Annotated in this window: 16 protein-coding genes and 1 pseudogene; 10 read left to right on the forward strand and 7 right to left on the reverse strand. The window is 68.2% G+C overall.

Annotated features, from left to right (window positions below; all coding sequences use genetic code 11):
* Positions 1–32 precede the first annotated feature (32 nt).
* The 3 genes from Q7V15_RS15960 to Q7V15_RS15970 all read left to right on the forward strand — a co-directional run bounded on the left by Q7V15_RS15960 (position 33) and on the right by Q7V15_RS15970 (position 3,739).
* Entirely contained in the window at positions 33–1,244 is a 1,212-nt protein-coding gene (locus Q7V15_RS15960) for a pitrilysin family protein (RefSeq protein WP_304756828.1), read from the forward strand.
* Positions 1,245–1,436: 192 nt separating this feature from the next.
* Positions 1,437–2,048, forward strand: coding sequence for a GNAT family N-acetyltransferase (locus Q7V15_RS15965; RefSeq protein ID WP_304756829.1), 612 nt, complete (start codon positions 1,437–1,439; stop codon positions 2,046–2,048).
* Positions 2,049–2,080: 32 nt separating this feature from the next.
* Positions 2,081–3,739, forward strand: a complete 1,659-nt coding sequence (locus Q7V15_RS15970; protein ID WP_304756830.1) for a bifunctional diguanylate cyclase/phosphodiesterase — start codon at positions 2,081–2,083, stop codon at positions 3,737–3,739.
* Positions 3,740–3,769: 30 nt separating this feature from the next.
* Here the strand turns inward: Q7V15_RS15970 and Q7V15_RS15975 are convergent, their stop codons facing one another.
* Positions 3,770–4,366, reverse strand: a complete 597-nt coding sequence (locus Q7V15_RS15975; protein WP_304756831.1) for a YqgE/AlgH family protein — start codon at positions 4,364–4,366, stop codon at positions 3,770–3,772.
* 126 nt (positions 4,367–4,492) lie between these two features.
* Here Q7V15_RS15975 and Q7V15_RS15980 point away from each other — a divergent pair, with 126 nt between their 5' ends.
* Together Q7V15_RS15980 and Q7V15_RS15985 are read left to right on the forward strand one after the other, a co-directional pair.
* Positions 4,493–4,981 (forward strand): peroxiredoxin, encoded by a 489-nt coding sequence (locus Q7V15_RS15980; RefSeq protein ID WP_304756832.1) that lies wholly within the window; start codon positions 4,493–4,495, stop codon positions 4,979–4,981.
* 94 nt (positions 4,982–5,075) lie between these two features.
* Positions 5,076–6,359: a bifunctional alpha/beta hydrolase/OsmC family protein gene (locus Q7V15_RS15985; RefSeq protein WP_304756833.1), complete on the forward strand. Its 1,284-nt coding sequence runs from the start codon at positions 5,076–5,078 to the stop codon at positions 6,357–6,359.
* Here Q7V15_RS15985 and Q7V15_RS15990 read toward each other — a convergent pair whose 3' ends face one another.
* The 3 genes from Q7V15_RS15990 to Q7V15_RS16000 are packed head-to-tail and all read right to left on the reverse strand — an operon-like array spanning position 6,360 to position 9,729.
* Positions 6,360–7,106, reverse strand: coding sequence for a Sir2 family NAD-dependent protein deacetylase (locus Q7V15_RS15990; RefSeq protein ID WP_304756834.1), 747 nt, complete (start codon positions 7,104–7,106; stop codon positions 6,360–6,362).
* On the reverse strand, positions 7,103–8,371 hold the full coding sequence (locus Q7V15_RS15995; protein ID WP_304756836.1) for a potassium/proton antiporter: 1,269 nt from the start codon (positions 8,369–8,371) through the stop codon (positions 7,103–7,105). The genes Q7V15_RS15990 and Q7V15_RS15995 overlap by 4 nt, the downstream gene beginning before the upstream one ends.
* A gap of 56 nt (positions 8,372–8,427) precedes the next feature.
* Entirely contained in the window at positions 8,428–9,729 is a 1,302-nt protein-coding gene (locus Q7V15_RS16000) for a dicarboxylate/amino acid:cation symporter (RefSeq protein ID WP_304756837.1), read from the reverse strand.
* Positions 9,730–10,010: 281 nt separating this feature from the next.
* On the opposite strand from Q7V15_RS16000, the gene Q7V15_RS16005 reads away from it, so the two are divergent.
* Genes Q7V15_RS16005 through atzF form a run of 5 tightly spaced genes read left to right on the forward strand, consistent with a single transcriptional unit; the run spans position 10,011 to position 17,386 of the window.
* Positions 10,011–10,493 (forward strand): CopG family ribbon-helix-helix protein, encoded by a 483-nt coding sequence (locus Q7V15_RS16005; protein ID WP_304756838.1) that lies wholly within the window; start codon positions 10,011–10,013, stop codon positions 10,491–10,493.
* Positions 10,490–11,320, forward strand: a complete 831-nt coding sequence (locus Q7V15_RS16010; RefSeq protein WP_304756839.1) for an urea amidolyase associated protein UAAP1 — start codon at positions 10,490–10,492, stop codon at positions 11,318–11,320. Before Q7V15_RS16005 ends, Q7V15_RS16010 begins: the two co-directional genes overlap by 4 nt.
* Before the next feature lie 14 nt (positions 11,321–11,334).
* Positions 11,335–11,967 carry an urea amidolyase associated protein UAAP2 gene (locus Q7V15_RS16015; RefSeq protein ID WP_304756840.1) on the forward strand — a complete coding sequence of 211 codons (633 nt, stop codon included), beginning with the start codon at positions 11,335–11,337 and terminating at the stop codon, positions 11,965–11,967.
* A gap of 14 nt (positions 11,968–11,981) precedes the next feature.
* Positions 11,982–15,596, forward strand: a complete 3,615-nt coding sequence (gene uca / locus Q7V15_RS16020; protein WP_304756841.1) for an urea carboxylase — start codon at positions 11,982–11,984, stop codon at positions 15,594–15,596.
* A gap of 11 nt (positions 15,597–15,607) precedes the next feature.
* Complete coding sequence (gene atzF, locus Q7V15_RS16025) at positions 15,608–17,386, forward strand: allophanate hydrolase (RefSeq protein WP_304756842.1); 1,779 nt, start codon at positions 15,608–15,610, stop codon at positions 17,384–17,386.
* 8 nt (positions 17,387–17,394) lie between these two features.
* Here the strand turns inward: atzF and Q7V15_RS16030 are convergent, their stop codons facing one another.
* The 3 genes and pseudogenes from Q7V15_RS16030 to Q7V15_RS16040 all read right to left on the reverse strand — a co-directional run.
* The gene (locus tag Q7V15_RS16030) at positions 17,395–18,168 is read right to left on the reverse strand and encodes an ABC transporter ATP-binding protein (protein WP_304756843.1); all 774 of its coding nucleotides are present in this window, start codon (positions 18,166–18,168) and stop codon (positions 17,395–17,397) included.
* Positions 18,165–18,989 carry an ABC transporter permease gene (locus tag Q7V15_RS16035; protein ID WP_304756844.1) on the reverse strand — a complete coding sequence of 275 codons (825 nt, stop codon included), beginning with the start codon at positions 18,987–18,989 and terminating at the stop codon, positions 18,165–18,167. Before Q7V15_RS16035 ends, Q7V15_RS16030 begins: the two co-directional genes overlap by 4 nt.
* 50 nt (positions 18,990–19,039) lie before the next feature.
* Positions 19,040–19,190: pseudogene (locus Q7V15_RS16040) on the reverse strand (lipid kinase); the annotation flags it as partial.

Below are 19,190 nucleotides of genomic sequence, written 5' to 3' on the forward strand. Positions count from 1 at the left end.
TGTCAAATGGCGTCCGGGTTGTCTGCGACCCTATGCCCGGCCTGGAGACGAGCGCGCTCTGCGTGGTCGCCGGGCGTGGCGCCCGGTTCGAGGACGAGGCCCGGTCAGGCTGGTCGCATCTCCTTGAACACATGGTCTTCAAGGGCGCGGGCCAGCGATCGGCCATGGAGATCGTCGAGGCGATCGAGGCCCAGGGCGGCCAGATCAACGCCGCAACGGGGTATGAACGCACGAGCTTTCAAGTCCGCTGCCTGGCCGGGGGTTTGCCGCTCGGGGCGGCGGTTCTGGCCGATCTGGTGCTGGCGCCCCGGCTGGACACCCAGGACCTCACCCGGGAAAAGCAGGTGGTTGGCCAGGAGATCGCCGAGGCCGCCGACACCCCCGACGACCTGGTCTTCGAAATGGCCCAAACGGCGGCCTATGGCGATCAGCCCCTTGGCCGTTCCATTCTGGGCACTGTCCCTTCCATCGGAGGGGCCGAACCCCAAAGCCTCGCCGACTGGCGGGCGCGCCTCTATGACCCCGCCGCCCTGGTGGTCAGCGCCGCGGGCGCCGTGGAAGAGGCCGAACTCCTCGACTTGGCGGAGCAGCATTTTGGAGCCGCCACGGCGCCGGACGAGGGCGCCACATCCCCCGATGCGACCTTCCAGGGGGGGGAGTCGGTGGCCGCCAAGCCGCTGGAGCAGGCCAACCTGGTGTTCCTGCTGCCCGCTGTCGGGGTCAGCCACCCGGACTACTTCGTCCTAAGGCTCTTTGCGGAAATTCTCGGGGGCGGCATGGCCTCGCGCCTGTTCCAGGAGGCCCGGGAGAAGCGCGGCCTGGCCTACGCCGTCGACGCCTACAGCGAGACCTATGCCGATCAGGGCGTGCTCGGCGTGTTCGCCGGCTGCGCCGCCAAGGACGCGACCGAGCTCGCCAAGGTCGCCGCCGCAGAAATCGCCGGCCTTGGAGATTCGGTCACCGCTGTCGAACTGGCCCGCGCCAAGGCCCAGATCAAGGGCGCGATGTTCATGATGCGCGAATCGCCCCTAGCCCGGGCCGAACAGACCGCCGCTCAGCTCCTGCTGTTTGATCGGCCCCTGCCGCCTGCGGAGATCGCTGCAGGGATCGAGCGGGTCAGCCTTGAGGACCTCGCACGGCTAGGTGATGGCCTGCGCGCCAGTGGTCGAGTGGCGGTCTCGGTCCTCGGGCCCCGGCAGGCCGCCGGGGCGGCGAAGGCGTTCAGGCAGACCCTGTTTGGCTAGGGTCTGGTCGATCAAGCTCCAGGTTGAAGGGCCGGTTCGCGCTTCAAGCCCGGCCCGGACCCGCCATCCTGTGGAACTCAGAGCCGGGTTGCGGGCGTTCGGCTCTCAAACCCGGCGGCTTTCGCACCCATAGTCGCCTTCTTCGTCCTCCTCTGACTTGACGGGCGAGCCAATCGGAGCGGCAATCGCATCATGGCCTTGCTGGACTGGATTGCGCTGGAAGGCGGACTGCGGGTGAACGGCGAAGGGGTTCTCCTTCGTCCCCCTCGGGCCGCCGACTATAGCGAATGGCGCGAAGTGCGGGCCGCGTCCCGCGCCTTTCTGCAACCCTGGGAGCCGACCTGGCCGGCCGATGATCTCACTCGGGTCGCGTTCCGCCGCCGGCTGGCGGCCTACGCCCGGGATCGGGAGGCGGGTGTCGCCTACAGCTTCCTGGTGTTCCGGGAGTCCGACGGCGCCCTGACCGGGGGCATAACCCTTTCCAATGTCCGCCGCGGCGTCGCCCAGATGGGCACCGTGGGCTACTGGTGCGGCCAGGCCTTTACACGCCGAGGACTGACCCTCGCTGCGGCAAGGGCGCTCAATGGATTCGCCTTCAACACCCTGGGACTCCATCGCCTGGAGGCCGCCTGCCTGCCGCACAACGCCGCCTCCCGGAGTTTGCTGGCCAAGGCGGGGTTCGAGGAGGAGGGTTTCGCCAAGGCTTATCTGAAAATTAACGGCGTTTGGCGAGATCATGTCCTGTTCGGCATGACTACGCCCCGCTTGCGGGACGAGGGGCCGGAACTGAGAGTTTCTGTTTAGCCGGCGTCCTACGCCGGCGCCCCAGAGAGGCCATGGCGAGCGATCGTTGGATATGGGACGCCACGAGCACGCTGGAAGCGCTAGGCGCGGCCGATGTGGTGCTCTGGCATTGGGAGCCCGAGAGCGACCGCCTGCGTCTGACGGGGGCCTCGCGCGCCCTTGGCCTTGGTCCCCTTGCGCCGGAATGCTCTTCGGCCGCCATCCGCGCCCTGGCCCTGCCGCAGGACCGCGCCCGGGCCGAGGAAGTGTTGCGGGTGCAGGAGCCGGGAACCGAGATCGCCGTGCGTCTGCGGATGCGGGGCGGCGGAGTCTGCATCTGGCGGGGGATCTGGCTTGAGGAAGGCGTGCGCGCCGCGGGCGTGGTCGCCGCCGAGACCAAGTTCGCCGCTTCCGACCTCGACAACCTGACCGGTCTCCTGGACCGCAAGAGTTTCATCCAGCGCGCCCGCGAGCACCTGCAGCAGCCGGGCGAGTACGAACTGGTGGTCGCCGATCTCGACCGTCTGCGCCGCCTGAACGAAGCCCTGGGGCATGAGCGGGCCGACCTGGTCCTGGCCGCTCTCGGCTCCCGCCTGGCTGCAGCCTTCCCCCCAGGCTCCCTCCTGTCCCGGGTCGGCGAAGATGAGTTCAGCGTCCTGGCCAAGGTCGCCGAGGTGTCGGCCAGCGAGGTGCTGCGCAACGCCCTGGAGCGTCCCTTGCGGGTGGCCGGATTCGACATCCACCCGACTTTGTCCGTGGGCGCTGTGCGGGCGCGGGGCGGCGATGAGGCGCCGGAGGCGGCTGAACTCCTACGCCGGGCCGAGCTTGCGGTGGAAGCCGCCAAAACCGGGGGACGGGGCGGCGCGGCCGCCTATGGTCGCGCCCTGGAGAGCGATGGGTTGTCGCGGCTGGCCCTTGAGGGCGATTTGCGCGGCGCGATCGGCCGCGGAGAGCTGACGGCCTTCTACCAACCGATCGTACGCCTCTCGACCGGCGCCCTGTCGGGGTTTGAAGCCCTGGTGCGTTGGCGCCATCCCCGTCGGGGTCTCCTGATGCCCGATCAGTTCCTGCCCCTGTGCGAAGAGATGGGGCTGATGAACGCCCTCGGCTCCCTGATGATGCGGGAAGCTGCGGCCCAACTTGCAGTCTGGCGCCGTGACCACCGGGCGGCCGGAGAGCTGACCGTGGCGGTGAACCTCTCCACTGGCGAAATCGATCATCCCGATCTCATCGCCAATGTGGTCCGTATTTTGCGCGAAACCGGCCTGCCTCCCGGCGCCCTGAAGCTGGAGGTGACCGAGGGAGACGTCATGCGCGACCCTGACCGCGCGGCTATCATTCTGCGCGACCTCCGCCAGGCCGGCGCAGCCCTGGCCTTGGACGATTTCGGCACCGGGTTTTCGTCCCTGTCCTATCTGACGCGTCTGCCGTTCGACACCCTGAAGATCGACCGTTACTTCGTGCGGACCATGGGCACCGATGAGGGGTCGGCCAAGATCGTTTCGTCGGTGGTCAAGCTTGGCCAGGACCTCGATCTTGAGGTCGTCGCCGAAGGGGTGGAGAACGCCGGCATGGCCCGTCAGCTACTCGCCCTGGGGTGCGACTATGGCCAGGGTTTCGGCTACGCCCCGGCGCTTTCGGCCCAAGAGGCCGAGGTCTATCTCAACGAGAGCTATGTCGATGGCGCGGCGCCCGTGAAGGCCCGCGGTTAAGGCTCGCGCCGGGCCTCGGCGCAGGACGATCTAGGCTCGGCCCGCCGCGGCCGACAGCAGGCCAGGATCGATGCCGAGTTTGGCCAGGGCGTTTGACCATTTGTGGTCGTGGTCGTCTCCAAACAGCAGGACTTCGTCGGCGGCGCAGGTCAGCCAGACATTGTCCCGCAACTCCTGCTCCAACTGTCCCGCGCCCCAGCCGGCATAGCCGAGCGCCATGACGCTGCGCCGGGGGCCCTGGCCGTGGGCCAGCACCTCCAGGACTTCGCGGGTGGCCGTCAGGGCCAGACCCTCGCCCACGGGCAGGCTGCTTTCGTTGCGGTAGTCCGAGGTATGCAGGACAAAGCCCCGCTCGCGCTCGACCGGACCACCGATCAGAATGGGATCATCCAGCCCTGAGGCCGATTCGGAGTCTGGCTCGATCTCCAGGCGCTCAAGGAGGTCGGCGAGCATCAGTCCGTCCACCGGGCGGTTCACCGTCAGCCCCATGGCATGCTCGTCATCATGGGCGCAGACCAGCACCACAGCCCGCTCGAACCGCGGATCGCCGATGCCGGGCATGGCGATCAGCAGCTGGCCTGAGAGGTAGGCGCCGTGCGTGGGGCCATGCGGGTCAATGTGAGCCATGTCCTATAGTGGGTGGTCGAAGGCGGCCCTTTCAAGACCCATCCGGCGCCACGAGGTTGAAGGGACGGACCAAACCGCTATGTGCTTGCCTGGCGCCATCCCGGCGACTCATTCAGGAGCACGGCCATGACCATCAATGTTGGCGACAAGCTGCCCGCCGTCACCCTCACCCAAGCCACCCTGGACGGCCCCAAGCCGGTTTCCACCGACGACGTCTTCAAGGGCAAGCGCGTCGCCCTGTTCGCGGTGCCCGGCGCCTTCACCCCGACCTGCTCGGCGCGTCACCTGCCGGGCTACGTGGACAAGGCCGAGGCGATGAAGGGCCAGGGCGTTGATGTGATCGCCTGCCTCTCGGTCAACGACGCCTTTGTGATGAAGGCCTGGGGCGAGTCACAGGCGGTGGGTGACGACATCATGATGCTGGCCGACGGCAGCGGCGAATTCACCCGCGCCGTGGGTCTGACCATGGACGCGACCAAGTTCGGCATGGGCGAGCGGTCGCAGCGCTATTCCATGATCGTTGAGGACGGGGTGGTGAAATCCCTGAACGTCGAAGAGCCTGGTGAATTCCGCGTCTCCTCGGCTGAGTACCTGCTGGATCAGCTTGGCGGCTAGGCCGGACGACCACAACGGCCCCTGACCAGCTTGCGAGGCGTTAAGCTGGTCAGGGAGAGCCTCGACACCGTTGGACACCGCCTGAGGAGCCGCCATGCCCGCCGCGAGATTCGATTTCGAAAATTCCAGTGGGCGGCGGCTTTCGGGGGTCCTGGAGACCGGACTGTCGCCGCCGCGGGCCTACGGGGTCTTCGCCCACTGCTTCACCTGCGACAAGCGCTCGCACGCCGCGGTTCGGATCAGTCGGGCCCTGGCGGAGGCGGGGATCGGGGTTCTGCGATTCGACTTCACCGGCCTGGGGGACAGCGAGGGCGCCTTCGGCGAGGGTCTGTCAAGCGATGTGGCCGATGTGGTCTGTGCGGTCGAGGCGATGAACGCCGCCGGTCATGAGGTGCAGGTGCTGGTCGGCCACAGCTTCGGCGGGGCCGCGGTTCTGGCCGCCGCAGGCGGGTGTCCCACCGTGCGAGCGGTCGCAGTGGTGAATGCGCCGGCCTCGGCCGAACATGTGCTGCGCCACGTCGAGGGCGCGCCTTCGGCTGCTGCGGGCGGGCCGGTTCCGGTGACGATCGCTGGCCGTAGCTTTGAGTTGGGCGCCGGGTTTATCAACGACCTCGCCAAACAGGACCAGGCTCGCCGGATCGCTGACCTGAAGCGCGCCCTCTTGATCCTGCATGCGCCGCGGGATGAGGTGGTGGGGATCGACAACGCCACCGAGATCTTCGTGGCCGCCCGCCATCCCAAGAGCTTCATCTCCCTTGATGACGCCGACCACCTGCTGACCGACCGGGCCGACTCCGACTACGCCGCCGGCGTGATCGCCGCCTGGGCCGCCCGCTACCTCACGACGGCGGGGACAGGAGACCAAGCGCCCACAGGTGAGGCCGTGCGCGTGGAGGAGACTGGCGCCGGCAAGTTTCAGGTCTTGGTTCAGGCGGGTACCGCCCGATTTGTCGCCGACGAGCCCCGCGACGTGGGCGGTCTGGATTCGGGGCCAAGCCCCTATGACCTGCTCGGCGCGGCCCTGGGCGCGTGTACGGCCATGACGCTGCGCCTATATGCGGACCGCAAAGGCCTGCCGCTTGAGCGGGTCAGCGTCGAGGTGACCCACAAGGCGCGCTCGGCCAAGGCCCGCGACCGTTTTGTCCGCGAGATCGGGCTGGAGGGCGACCTGGATGCAGATCAGACCTCCCGGCTCATAGAGATCGCCGAAAAGTGTCCGGTTCACCGAACCCTCGTGGAGGGCGCGGACATCGCCACCCGGGCGGCGGCCGCACCCGCACCCGTTCTGCAGGCCACTGATCGGGGCGATCACTTTACGCAGATGGACAAGGCTTGCGCCGACGACGATCCGCAGCCCCCTTGGCCCGAACAGAGCTGATCAGCTGTCGCCCAGCACGATCTGGCTCAGGGTGGGGCCGATCTCGGCGTGGACCACAAGGTCGGCGACATCATCCTGGTCGGTGGGTTCCCGGTTGACGATGGCCAGGGCGGCCCCGCGCCGCTTGGCCAGCAGGGGAAACTCCGCGGCCGGATAGACCACCAGGGACGAGCCCAGCACCAGGAAGAGATCGCAGGCGAGGGTGGCGGCGCGGGCCCTTCGCATCTCGTTCTCGGGCATGGCCTGACCAAAGGAGATGGTGGCGGTCTTCACCAGTTCGCCACACTCCCGGCAGGTCGGGACGTCGCCCGTGGTCTCAAACTCATGCTTCAGCTGAGGCAGTTCGTGTCGCAGGCCACAGGCCAGACAGGTGGCGTAGCTGGCGTTGCCATGCAGCTCGATGATCTTCTCATCCGGCACCCCGGAGGCCTGATGGAGATTATCGACATTCTGAGTGATGACCGCGCCGACCTGGCCCCGCGCCACCAGGCGGGCGACGGCGTGATGGCCGGCGTTGGGCTCGCGCCCGGTCCAACCGGCGCGGCCGGCGAAGGCGCGGGTCCAGGCCTCCCGGCGCCTCTCTTCACTGGCGACGAAGTCCTGGAAGTAGATGGGTTTCATCTTGCTCCAGACGCCCCCAGGACTGCGGAAATCAGGAATGCCAGACTCCGTCGAAATACCGGCGCCGGTGAAGACCACGATGTTGCGGGCCGTCCCGATCAACGCCGCGAGTTCGGGGCGACTCATGCGGTTGTCTCCTCACCCTTGGCGACCGGCGGCGAGGCGGGCGGGGCCTCGGCCTTTGGCGCTTTTGACGCTGTCTTGCGGTCCAGGCCGAGCCGCTTGGCCAGCAGGCCGATTGTGGGTCCCTGAATCACGCTGGAGGCGAGCACGACGAAGAAGACAATGTTGAACATCGCCTGGGCGTCCGGCACGCCGGCCACGATGCCGAAAGTCGCCAGGACAATGGGTACGGCGCCGCGCAGACCTGCCCAGGAGACGAACAGCTTGGCCCGCCAGTCAAATCGGCGGAACGGGGCCAGACTGATGAAGACGCTGGCTGGTCGCGCCACCAGCATCAGCACCGCCGTGATCGCCAAGCCCTCGAAGGCGACTCCTGGCAACTGATGGGGAAACACGACCAGACCCAGGGTCAGGAACATCACCACCTGAGCCAGCCAGGCCAGGCCATCCTGAAACTGCGACACCGCCTTGCGGCCCGGATAGTCGCGATTGCCCGCAAGCACCCCGGCCACATAGGCGGCCAGGAATCCGCTCCCGGTCAGGACCCCGGCCAGTCCGAAGGCGAGCAGGGCTGCGGCCACCGAAACCACCAGGAACAGGCCGCCCTGTCGAAGCTTGGCCCGGGCCAGGATGACGGTGAAGGCATATCCGATCAGGAGACCGACCATCGCGCCCAGGAACATCTGCAGCATGAAGTCGGGCACAAAGTTCAGCAGGGGCGTAGTGGGAACCGCGATGAGGGCCAACGCCATGCCGACCAGGAAGATGGCCATCGGATCGTTGGAGCCGCTCTCCAGTTCGATCAGGGCCAGGACGTCTTCGCGAAGCTTGGTTTCCTGATTGCGCAGGACGGCGAAGACGGCCGCCGCATCGGTCGACGCCACGACGCTGCCTAGCAGGAAGCCCTGCAGGAGGCTGAAGTCCAGCAGCAGAATGGCTGTCAGGCTGACGACGCCGGCGCTGATGGTGACCCCCACCGTGGCCAGGACCAAGGCTGGCGTCAGGACGGGCCGGACCGCCTTCCAGGGGGTGTCGAGCCCCCCGGAGAACAGGATGAAAATCAGGCAGGCCACGCCGATGGTCTGGGCGACCTGGTAGTCGGCGAAGCCGATGCCGCCTGGTCCGTCCGATCCCGCCAGCATGCCGAGCGCCAGAAAGCCGATCAGAGCGGGCACCCCGAACCGGCTGGAAAGGGTGCCCGCCAGAACGGTGGTCAGGAGGAGCACGCCCGTGACGAGCAGGAAGAGTTCAGGCGTGACAGCAGGCATGGACCCCTAGTTCGGTCATGAACCGCCTGGTCGCAAGGCCCTATGGAGTCGAACCCTCACTCGACAGGCTTGGCGAGATAGGATTCCTCATCCAGTTCACCTTCCCACTTGGCGACGGTGACGGCCACCGCCAGGTCGGAGGTGACGTTGGCGACCGTGCGGGTCATGTCCAGCAGGCGGTCGAAGGGCAGGACGAAGCCCACCACAAGGGCGGTCTGCTCAGGTGAAACGCCCATGGTGGTCAGTACGGCCGCCAGCATGAAAAGCGAGGCCGACGGGATGGGAGCCGTGCCCACGGAAACCAGGATGGTGGTCAGGGCGGCCAGGAAGTACTGGCTGAGGGTCAGCTCGATGCCGAAGGCCTGGGCGGTGAACATGGCCAGCAGGCCGATATAGAGGGCCGTGCCGTCCATCGAAACGGTGGTGCCCAGGGGCAGGGCCGTGGAGGCCACCGTATGGCTGACCCCCAGGTTCTTCTCAGCCACCCGCATGGACACCGGCAGGGTCGCCGCGCTGGAGGAGGTGGAAAAGGCCACCATCACCGCATCGGGGATGTCGCGGAAGAAGGGCCAGATCGGCAGGCCGGCCAGCAGCCTCAGCATGCCGCCGTGGACCAGGACGATATGGAGGATGCAGCCCAAGAGGAGGGCCGCCGCCATCAGGAAGATGTTGTAGAAGACGCCAAGTCCCGCTGTCCCCATGACCCAGGCCATCAGGGCGAAGACGCCGAAGGGCGCGACCTCCATCACCACGCGGGTAATGTAGAGGATGACGTCGACACCGGCGTCGAACAGTTTGCGAATCGGGTCGGCCTTTTCCCCGAGCGCCAGGATCGCGGCGCCCACAAGGAACGAGAAGAAGATCACCGCCAGGATATCGCCGCTGGCCAGGGCCCCGATCGGGTTGAGCGGCACGATGCCCAGCAGCTGGTCACGGACCGGCGGCGCTGAACCGACGACCTCGGGGGCCACGCCTTGGAAGTTGACGCCCTGGCCTGGCCCAAACAGCAGCCCCATGGCCATGCCGACGCCGACGGCGATGGCGGTGGTCAGCAGGTAGAGGAAGATGGTCTTGCCGCCGATGGAGCCCAACCGTTTGGGATCACCCATGCCCGCCACGCCGGCGACGATGGAGACGAAGACCAGAGGCACGACGATCATTCGGATCAGGCGTACGAAGAGATCGCCGACCCACTTGATGGCGTTGGCCTGTTCCCCGAGCAGCAGCCCGGCGATCACCCCAAGGACCAGGGCGAGCAGGATGCGCTTCCAGAGGACGACATCGAACCACCACCGCTGAATCAAGGTGCGCCTTTCGGGCGCCTCGGCGGTAGGGCTCGTCGGCGGCGAATCGGTCATGCGACTCTCTTGAAAACTGTGCCGCGCTACGGCGGCGGTTCGGCGCAGGGTAGGGGGGTTATTGGCCTACGCCAATCACTCTCGCCCGACTGAGCCTGGCGGGCTTATCGAACAAGTCCGACAAGAGCCTGCGCCGGGCCGATGGGCTGTCCTGCGAAGCGGCGCCCGTCTGCTAGGCGCCGCAGCGGCCGGGGCGCCCAAGTCGCAGGCGCGGCCTGGACCGTCGGGGCAATCGGTATTACGAAAATTGACGAACGTAATACTAGAGCCAAGATCGCCTCATGACCGTGGAACCGATTTCCCAGCTTGCCCGCCTCAGTGTCAGCCTGCCGGCCGAACTCCTGGCCCAGCTCGATGCGATGGTGGCCGAGCGCGCCCTGCCCAGCCGTTCGCAGATGATCGCCGAGCTGATTCGCCATGAGCTGGCCGAGCACAGCGAGGGCCGGGACGGGGCGATCCTGGCCGGGACCATCACCCTGATCTATCGGGCCGAGAGCGGCCGGGTGCGCCAGGCCCTGGCCCAGGCGCAAGGGCTGTTCCTCAAGGAGGTCATCTCCTCGCAGCACGTCTTCCTGGAGGACGACCAGTCCCTGGAGGTGCTGCTCGTCCAGGGACCGTCTGAGCGACTGCATATGCTGTGCGACGAACTCCGCCGGATCCGTGGGGTGCATCAGATCCGCCTGGTCACCACCCGCGCCCTGCTGCCCCCGCTGCACGCCCACGGGCGCGGCGGCAAGAGCGCCCTCGCCGGAGGCGCGGCATGACCGGCTCGTCCACCGCCGATCCCAAGGGCGCCCAGACCCATGCCCGCGCGCAAGGCGCCACCCGCATTGAGGCGATGCCGACCCTGCCGCCGAGCGCGGCGAGCGACCTCCCGGCCGGCGTGGCGGCTGACGACATGCTCTGGGAAGAGACGATCGGGGCCGGGGGCTACGCCGCCAAGCGGCTGAACCGCGGCGCGCGGCTGCGCCTGGTCGACCTGCAGGGCGACGCCTGCGCCTCCATGCTGGTGTTCAACGCCGAGAACCCCGTGGAGCGCCTGAATGTCGCCGACACGGTCAAGGTGCAGTGGAACGCCTATCTGGGCCAGGGCCGCCTGCTGCTGTCGGATATGGGGCGGGTCATGATGAGCCTGCTGGAGGACGGGGCTGAGACCCACGACGCCTTCTGCGGCGCGTCCAATGCGGCCTCCAATGCCCGACGCTATGGATCAGGTGACAACTGGGGTCCCCACCCCAACGCCCGGGACCGCTTCTCCCTGGCGCTGGCCAAGTTCGGTCTGGGCCGTAAGGACATCCATCCCTGCATCAACTGGTTCAAGGGCGTTAAGATCGACGCCGACGGCGCGGTGGAGACCCACGTCGGTCCCTATCCGCCCGGTCGCAGCCTGACCCTGCGAGCGGAGATGGACGTCATCGTGGTGCTGGCCAACTGCCCGCATGTTCGCGACCCCCGCCCTGAGTACAGCGTCACCCCGCTGCGGGTCAGCGCCTGGCGCGGGCCGGTGACAGCGCAGGACGATCCCATCCGCAATGCGACGCCGGAGGGCCTGCGGGCCTTTCTGAATGTCGAAGACTATTTCTGTCGCTAAGAGGGGCCGCCGCCATGACCGACACTGCTCTGGCCGGACTGCCTGGTCCTGTGCTGCATGACGAGATCGTGCCCGCCCTGGCCCCCTGGGACCATGTGGTGCGCAAGGGCGAGGTGCTGCGAATCATCGACCTGGAGGGCAACCAGGCTGTGGACTTCCTGATGTACGCGCTCGCCGACGACGCCGAGCGCTACAGCGCCCAGGACACCATCGCCGCCCAGGGCAACATCTTCCTGCGCACGGGCTCGGTGCTGTTGTCGAACGAGGGAAACCCGATGGCCACGGTGCTGGGCACCTCGGTGGCCTATCACGACACCATCGGCGGGGCCTGTTCCTGCGAGAGCAACACCCTGCGCTATGGCCATCACACCAAGGGCCAGCACGCCTGTGTCGAGAACTTCCTGCAGGCCAACGCCCGCCACGGGCGGGGCAAGCGCGACATGGTCTCCAACATCAACTGGTTCATGAATGTCCCCGTTGAGGCGGACGGCGCGCTCGGCATCGTGGACGGCATCTCTGCCCCAGGCCTCTATGTGGACATCCGCGCCGAGATGGATCTGGTGGCGGTGGTCTCCAACTGCCCGCAGATCAACAACCCCTGCAACGGCTTCAATCCGACGCCGGTGCGCATGATCATCGCCGCCTGAGCAGGGTCGTTCCAGTGTTCACCAAGGTTCTCGTCGCCAACCGCGGCGCCATCGCCTGCCGCATCCTGCGCACGCTCAAGGAGATGGGCGTGGCCTCGGTGGCGGTGTTTTCCGACGCCGACGCCGGCTCCCTCCATGTCAGCCAGGCCGATGAGGCGGTGCGGATCGGGCCGGCGCCGGCGGCCCAGTCCTATCTGGACGTCGAGGCCATCCTGGCCGCCGCCCGCGCCACAGGCGCCCAGGCCATCCATCCCGGCTATGGCTTCCTGAGCGAGAACGTGGCCTTCGCCGAGGCCTGCGAGGCCGCCGGGATCGCCTTTATCGGTCCGACGCCGGACAATATCCGCGCCTTTGGCCTTAAGCACACGGCGAGAGACCTGGCCCAGGCCCAGGGTGTGCCGCTGGCGCCGGGAACTGACCTGCTCACCGACGCCGACGCGGCGCTGGCTGCAGCCGGGGCGATCGGCTTCCCGGTGATCCTGAAGGCGACCGCCGGCGGCGGCGGCATCGGCATGCGGGTCTGCGAGGACGCTGCCGCCGTGGCCGAGGCCTTCGCCGCGGTCAGCCGCCTGGCGGGCAGCAACATCTCCGACGGCGGGGTCTTCCTGGAGCGCTATGTCCGCCAGGCCCGGCATATCGAGGTCCAGGTCTTCGGGGACGGCCAGGGCCATGTGGTCGCGCTCGGCGAGCGGGACTGCTCCCTCCAGCGGCGCAACCAGAAGGTCATCGAGGAGACGCCGGCCCCGCATCTGCCGGCCGCCACCCGACAGGCCCTGATCAAGGCCGCCGTGCGCCTGACGTCAGCGGCCCGCTACCGCTCGGCCGGCACGGTGGAGTTCCTCTATGACGCCGAGCGCGACGACTTCTTCTTCCTGGAGGTGAACACCCGCCTGCAGGTCGAACACGGGGTCACCGAGCAGGTCACCGGCGTCGATCTGGTGGCCTGGATGATCCGCGGCGCGGCGGGGGACTATGGGTTCCTGGAGGGCTTCGAGGCCAGACCCCAGGGCGCCTCGATCCAGGCCCGCCTCTATGCCGAGGACCCGGGCCAGGACTATCGGCCCAGTTCCGGGGTTCTGACAGAGGCGCATTTCCCCGACGGGGTCCGCGCCGACTCCTGGGTAGTGGACGGAACCGAGGTTAGCGCCTTCTACGACCCGCTGCTGGCCAAGCTGATCGTCACCGCGCCGGATCGAGAACAGGCCGTGGCGGCCCTGCAGCAGGCCCTGGACGACACGCGCCTGGCGGGGCTGGAGACCAATCTGGAATGGCTGCGCCAGGTGGCCCGCAGCGCGGCGTTCGTGTCAGGCCAGGTTTCGACCCGAGCCCTCGCCGACATCGCTTTCCAGCCTCAGACCATCCGTGTGCTAAGCGGCGGGCCGGCGACCACGGTCCAGGACTATCCGGGCCGCCAGGGCTACTGGGATGTGGGCGTCCCGCCATCCGGCCCGATGGACGCCCTGGCCTTCCGACTGGGCAACCGCCTGCTGGGCAATATGGAGACCGCCGCGGGGCTGGAGATCACCGCCCTTGGCCCCACCCTGCTGTTCAACCGCACCGCCTCGGTCTGCCTGGCCGGCGCCGCCCTTGAGGCGAGCCTGGATGGCGCGCCGATCGAGCCCTACGTCCCGTTCCAGATCGCCGCCGGCCAGACCCTGAAGCTCGGGCGGGTGAAGGGGGCGGGGCTTAGGGCCTATCTCCTGGTTCGCGGCGGGCTGGACGTGCCGGCCTATCTGGGCAGCCGGGCGAGCTTCACCCTCGGCGGGTTCGGGGGCCATGCCGGCCGCACCCTGGCGGCTGGCGACGTCCTGCGGGTCGGCGATGGCCTGATTGGGCCGCCGCGGGCGTCGCTTGCGTGGGATCAGCGGCCGTCGCTCGCCAAGGCCTGGAGCCTGCGCGTGCTGGCCGGTCCCCATGGGGCGCCGGACTTCTTCACCGAGGCCGACGTGGCGATGATCGCCAGCGCCCCGTGGAAGGTCCACTACAACTCCAATCGCACCGGCGTGCGGCTGATCGGGCCAACGCCGCAGTGGGCGCGCCGGGACGGGGGGGAGGCGGGTCTGCAGCCCTCCAACATCCACGACAACGCCTACGCCATCGGCGCGGTGGATTTCACCGGCGACATGCCGATCATCCTGGGGCCGGACGGCCCGTCCCTGGGGGGCTTTGTCTGTCCCTTCGTGATTATCCAGGCCGATCTGTGGAAGGCCGGTCAGCTGGCGCCCGGCGATACGGTGACCTTCCAGGTGGTCAGCGACCATGAGGCCGTGGCCGCAGAGAAAGCTCAGGACGCTCTGATCGCCGGCGCCCCGCCGCCGGCCCCGTCGCAGACGCCTGCGCCCGCCGTGCTTTCCAGCGACAGCCCGATTCTCGGGGTTATCGAGGCCGCCGGCCATCGACCCCGCGCCGTCTATCGTCGCCAGGGGGACCGCCACCTGCTGGTGGAGTACGGCCCCATTGTGCTCGACCTCGAGCTGCGCCTGCGCATCCACGCCCTGATGCTCGAGCTGAAATCCATGGCGCTGCCAGGCGTCATCGACATCACCCCGGGCATCCGCTCGCTGCAGGTCCACTATGACAGCCGGGTGCTGTCGCAGGCCGAGCTGCTGCGGGCGCTCACCGACGCGGAAGACCGGCTGGGCGGGCTCGACGACTTCGAAATCCCCTCCCGGGTGGTCCATCTGCCGCTCTCGTGGAAAGACCCGGCGATCTACGAGACCATCGACAAGTACATGGCCTCGGTGCGGGACGACGCCCCCTGGTGCCCGGACAACATCGAGTTCATCCGGCGGATCAACGGCCTGGCCAGCGAGGACGATGTCCATCGCATCGTCTTCGACGCGCGCTATCTGGTGATGGGGCTGGGCGACGTCTATCTGGGCGCGCCGGTGGCCACCCCCATCGACCCGCGCCACCGGCTGGTGACCACCAAGTACAACCCCGCCCGCACCTGGACCCCGCCCAATGTGGTGGGTATCGGCGGAGCCTATATGTGCATCTATGGGATGGAGGGGCCGGGCGGCTACCAGCTGTTTGGCCGCACCATCCAGGTCTGGAACACCTATCGCCAGACGAACGCCTTCACCGAGGGCAAGCCCTGGCTGCTGCGGTTCTTCGACCAGATCCGGTTTTTCCCCGTGTCTCACGAGGAGCTGACCGAGTGGCGTCGGGACTTCCCGCTGGGGCGGCGCGAAATCCGCATCGACCACGAGACCTTCCGCCTGTCAGACTACCGCCGCTTCCTGGCCGACAACGCCGCCAGCATCGCGGCCTTCCAGACGACCCGCGAAACCGCCTTCGACGCTGAACGCGCCGAGTGGGAACGCCGCGGCGAGTTCGCTCGGGTCGAGGCCCTGGCCAGCGCCGCCGATGATGTGGCCGAGGCGCCGGAAATCATCGTCCCCGACGGCGCAGAACTGGTCGAAGCGCCGCTCGGCGGCAGCGTCTGGAAGATGCTGGTCCAGCCCGGCGACCGGGTCGAGAAGGGCGCGGTCATCGCCATCATCGAGGCCATGAAGACCGAGTGCGATGTGACGAGCCCCACCGCCGGCGTCGTCCGCCAGGTCTACGCCCAGGAACGCCAGGCCATCGCGCCCGGCGCACCGATGATCGCCGTCGAACCCACCTGAAGGAGTCTGGGATGGACCGCCTCTCCGTCGCCGCCATCGCCGCCGAGGTCCGGTCAGGCCGCCGAACGGCCGAGGACGTCGCCCGCGACAGCCTGGCGCGGATCGCCGCCTATGACGCGGTTCAGCCCCAGGCCTGGATCGAACGTCAAAAGGCCGAGGCCGTCCTCGCCGCCGCCCGGGCGGTGGACGCCCGGCTGGCCGCCGGCGAGGACCTGCCTTTGGCCGGTGCGCCCTTTGCGGTGAAGGACAATATCGATGTGGCCGGTCTACCCACCACCGCAGCCTGCCCCGCCTATGCCTATGCCCCGGAGGAGACCGCCACAGTGGTGGCGCGCCTGCAGGCGGCGGGCGCGGTTCTGATGGGCAAGACCAATCTCGACCAGTTCGCCACGGGCCTGGTGGGCAGCCGCACGCCCTATGGCATCCCGGCCTGCGTGTTCAATCGCGACTATGTGAGCGGCGGCTCCAGCTCGGGCAGCGCCGTGGCGGTGGGGGCGGGGCTGGTGGCCTTTGCGCTGGGCACCGACACGGCCGGCTCTGGACGGGTGCCGGCCGCCTTCAACGGCTTGGTGGGCCTCAAGCCCACCAAGGGCAGCTGGAGCACCGCAGGGCTCGTCCCGGCCTGTCGGTCGCTGGACTGCATCACAGTCTTCACCGCCACCGCCGCCGATGCAGCCCTGGTGGACTCCGTGGCCGCAGGCTTTGACCCCGCCGATCCTTATTCCCGCCAGCCCGGTCCGGCCGCGCCGGCTCTGGGAGCCGCCTATCGCATGGGCGTGCCGCGCCTCGACCAGCTCAACTATCTGGGCGATGCGGCGTCTGAGCGGTTCTACGACCAGGCCATCGCCCGCTTGGCCGCCACCGGCGCGACCCTGGTGGAGGTGGATATCGCCCCCCTGCTGGAGGCCGCGCAACTGCTCTATGCCGGGCCGTGGGTGGCCGAGCGCACCGCCGCCATCGAGGACCTGCTGCGCACCCGGCCCGCCGCCGTCCACCCCGTGGTGCGGGCCATCGTCCAGACCGGCTTTGGCGTCTCAGGCCTGGAGACCTTCAAGGGCCTATATGCGCTGCAGGACCACGCCCGGACAGCCCAGGCCCTGTGGGAGACCATCGACGTCCTGTTGCTGCCCACGGCGCCGACCATCTACCGGATCAGCGAAGTGCTCGCCGAGCCCTTCGCGCTGAACGCCAATCTGGGCCTCTACACCAACTTCGTGAACCTGCTCGACATGAGCGCCATCGCCGTGCCGGCCGGCTACCGGGACAACGGGACCGGCTTTGGCGTCACCCTGATCGGTCCGGCTTGGGCGGACACCGCCCTGCTCGACCTCGCCCGTCGCTATGAGGAGATCCGTCCCATGCCCGCCGTCCCTGAGCTCGACACCGCCGGAAAGCCGCAGACCGTGAAGCTGAGCGTCGTCGGCGCCCATCTGGCCGGCATGCCCCTGCACTGGCAACTCACCTCCCGCGACGCCCGTCTGGTGGCCCGCACCCGCACCGCGCCGGCCTATAGGCTTTATGCGATGGCCGAGACGACGCCGCCGAAACCAGCCCTGATTCACGTGGGCGAGGCCGACGGCGCCGCCATCGAGGTCGAGGTCTATGAGCTGGATGTGGCGGGCTTCGGCGGGTTCACCGCCGAGGTGCCCGCGCCCCTGGCGATCGGCACGGTGAGCCTGGAGGATGGGACCACGGTGAAGGGCTTCGTCGCCGAGCCCCGGGCGCTGGCGGGCGCGACGGACATCACCCACCTGGGCGGCTGGCGCGCCTATATCGCCAGCTTGGCCTAACTCAGAGCTCAGACCTCACCCGCCATGGCCGCGATCTCCCTGGGGATCGCGGTCTTTTGCTTGTCGTCCAGCGGGAAATCATAGACCGCCGTGGAGCCATAGCGCTGCGGCGCGTGGGGATCGTGACGGCGCTTGTCCACCGCGATGACCCGGGTGCCCAGCTTGAAGGCCTCCTTGATGTCGTGGGTGACCATCAGGATGGTCAGACCGTGCTCGCGCCACAGGCCGGTGATCAGCTCGTGCATGTCCAGGCGCACCCCCGGGTCTAGCGCACCGAAGGGTTCGTCCAGCAACAGGATGCGCGGCCTGGTGATCAGGGCCTGGGCGATGGCCAGGCGCTGCTGCATGCCGCCTGACAGCGCCCGCGGGAAGGCCTTGAGCGAGGCGGAGAGACCCACCTGCTCCAGGATCGCCAGGGCCTCGGCCTTGGCTTGGCGGCGCTTGGCGCCGGTGAGCAGGCCGGTGAAGGGCGCCTGGTCGCACCGGGCGCCGAACATGACGTTCTGAAGCACGGTCATGTGCGGAAAGACCGAGTAGCGCTGGAAGACCACGCCGCGGTCAGGGCCGGGCTCGGCCGGGATGGGCTGCCCATCCAGCAGTATCTCCCCGCGGCTGGGCGCTTCCTGGCCCAGCGCCAGGCGCAGGAAGGTGCTCTTGCCAGCGCCGGAGGGTCCGACAATGGAGACAAATGAGCCGGGCGCCACGTCCAGGCTGACCTTCTCCAGTACAACATGGTCGCCGTACTCGACCCAGACATTGCGGAACGACAGGGCCGGGGTCATCGGCGGCCCCCTGGGGCATGGGCCCAGCGGAAGGCGGTGCGGCTCCAGGTCAGCAGCAGAAGGTCGATGATCACCGCCAGCAGGGAGATCCAGGCGACGTAGGGCAGGATGATGTCCATGGCCAGGTAGCGGCGAACCAGAAAGATGCGGTAGCCGAGACCCACGTCCGAGGCGATGGCCTCGGCGGAGATCAGGAACACCCAGGCCGGGCCCAGCGAGAAGCGCACGCTGTCGATCAGCCGCGGCATCGCCTGGGGCAGGGCGACCTGCAGGGCCACCAGCCAGGTGGAGGCGCCCAGCGTCTGGGCCTTGACGATCTGCTCCTCGGGGATGGCCGCCACGTGGGAAGCGAGGTCGCGGACCATGAAGGGGGTGATGCCGACGAAGATCAGCACGATCTTGGCGGTCTCGCCTAAGCCAAAGACAATGAACAATATGGGCAGGACGGCGATGGGCGGGATCACCGATATGGTGGCCACCAGGGGACCAAGGCCTGCCCTCGCATAGGGCAATAGGCCGATGGAAAGCCCGAGCACCAGGGTCGTGGCGGCCGCGGCGCCGACGGCGATTCCCAGCCGGGTGAGGCTTGCCTGGGTGTCGGCCACCAGGGGAATCCGGTCGGTTCGGGGATCCTTCTGCAGGGCCATGATCTGGATGGACTGAGCCATGGCCGCGGGCGTCGGCAGGATCTTATCGCGGGGGTTTTCCGCGTGGCGGGCCTGCGAGGCCACCAAATAGACCAGGACCAGGATCGCGATGGGCAAGAGGCCCAGAAGGAGGCGACCGCCGCCACGCGGCCTAGCGTTCAGCAATCGGCGCATGGGGCGGTCACCTCGATCAGGGGTACTCAGCTACGGGGGCGAGCGGGGCGCTAGAGGGCGCCGTCGACCGCCATCTGGGTATAGGTCGGATCAAAGCGCAGCGTGACGTTCTCGGCGTTGCCCAGGATCTTGCCGCCAGGGAAGCTGATGCCGATGTCATCCACCGACCGGGCGCCTTGGCCAAACAGCCCGGCCTGGAAG

Origin of the sequence: Phenylobacterium sp. (assembly GCF_030651755.1) — a bacterium.
In the GTDB taxonomy this organism is placed as follows: domain Bacteria; phylum Pseudomonadota; class Alphaproteobacteria; order Caulobacterales; family Caulobacteraceae; genus Phenylobacterium.

What these genes read in the sequence shown, in the direction of transcription:
- atzF (WP_304756842.1), top strand. Translation starts at nt 15,608, where the DNA reads ATGGACCGCCTCTCCGTCGCCGCCATCGCCGCCGAGGTCCGGTCAGGC.
- Q7V15_RS16035 (WP_304756844.1), bottom strand. Translation starts at nt 18,989, where the DNA reads ATGCGCCGATTGCTGAACGCTAGGCCGCGTGGCGGCGGTCGCCTCCTT.
- Q7V15_RS16005 (WP_304756838.1), top strand. Translation starts at nt 10,011, where the DNA reads ATGACCGTGGAACCGATTTCCCAGCTTGCCCGCCTCAGTGTCAGCCTG.
- Q7V15_RS16015 (WP_304756840.1), top strand. Translation starts at nt 11,335, where the DNA reads ATGACCGACACTGCTCTGGCCGGACTGCCTGGTCCTGTGCTGCATGAC.
- Q7V15_RS15965 (WP_304756829.1), top strand. Translation starts at nt 1,437, where the DNA reads ATGGCCTTGCTGGACTGGATTGCGCTGGAAGGCGGACTGCGGGTGAAC.
- Q7V15_RS15970 (WP_304756830.1), top strand. Translation starts at nt 2,081, where the DNA reads ATGGCGAGCGATCGTTGGATATGGGACGCCACGAGCACGCTGGAAGCG.
- Q7V15_RS15995 (WP_304756836.1), bottom strand. Translation starts at nt 8,371, where the DNA reads ATGCCTGCTGTCACGCCTGAACTCTTCCTGCTCGTCACGGGCGTGCTC.
- Q7V15_RS15985 (WP_304756833.1), top strand. Translation starts at nt 5,076, where the DNA reads ATGCCCGCCGCGAGATTCGATTTCGAAAATTCCAGTGGGCGGCGGCTT.
- Q7V15_RS15980 (WP_304756832.1), top strand. Translation starts at nt 4,493, where the DNA reads ATGACCATCAATGTTGGCGACAAGCTGCCCGCCGTCACCCTCACCCAA.
- Q7V15_RS16030 (WP_304756843.1), bottom strand. Translation starts at nt 18,168, where the DNA reads ATGACCCCGGCCCTGTCGTTCCGCAATGTCTGGGTCGAGTACGGCGAC.
- Q7V15_RS15990 (WP_304756834.1), bottom strand. Translation starts at nt 7,106, where the DNA reads ATGAGTCGCCCCGAACTCGCGGCGTTGATCGGGACGGCCCGCAACATC.
- Q7V15_RS15960 (WP_304756828.1), top strand. Translation starts at nt 33, where the DNA reads ATGCCCGGCCTGGAGACGAGCGCGCTCTGCGTGGTCGCCGGGCGTGGC.
- Q7V15_RS16010 (WP_304756839.1), top strand. Translation starts at nt 10,490, where the DNA reads ATGACCGGCTCGTCCACCGCCGATCCCAAGGGCGCCCAGACCCATGCC.
- Q7V15_RS16000 (WP_304756837.1), bottom strand. Translation starts at nt 9,729, where the DNA reads ATGACCGATTCGCCGCCGACGAGCCCTACCGCCGAGGCGCCCGAAAGG.
- Q7V15_RS15975 (WP_304756831.1), bottom strand. Translation starts at nt 4,366, where the DNA reads ATGGCTCACATTGACCCGCATGGCCCCACGCACGGCGCCTACCTCTCA.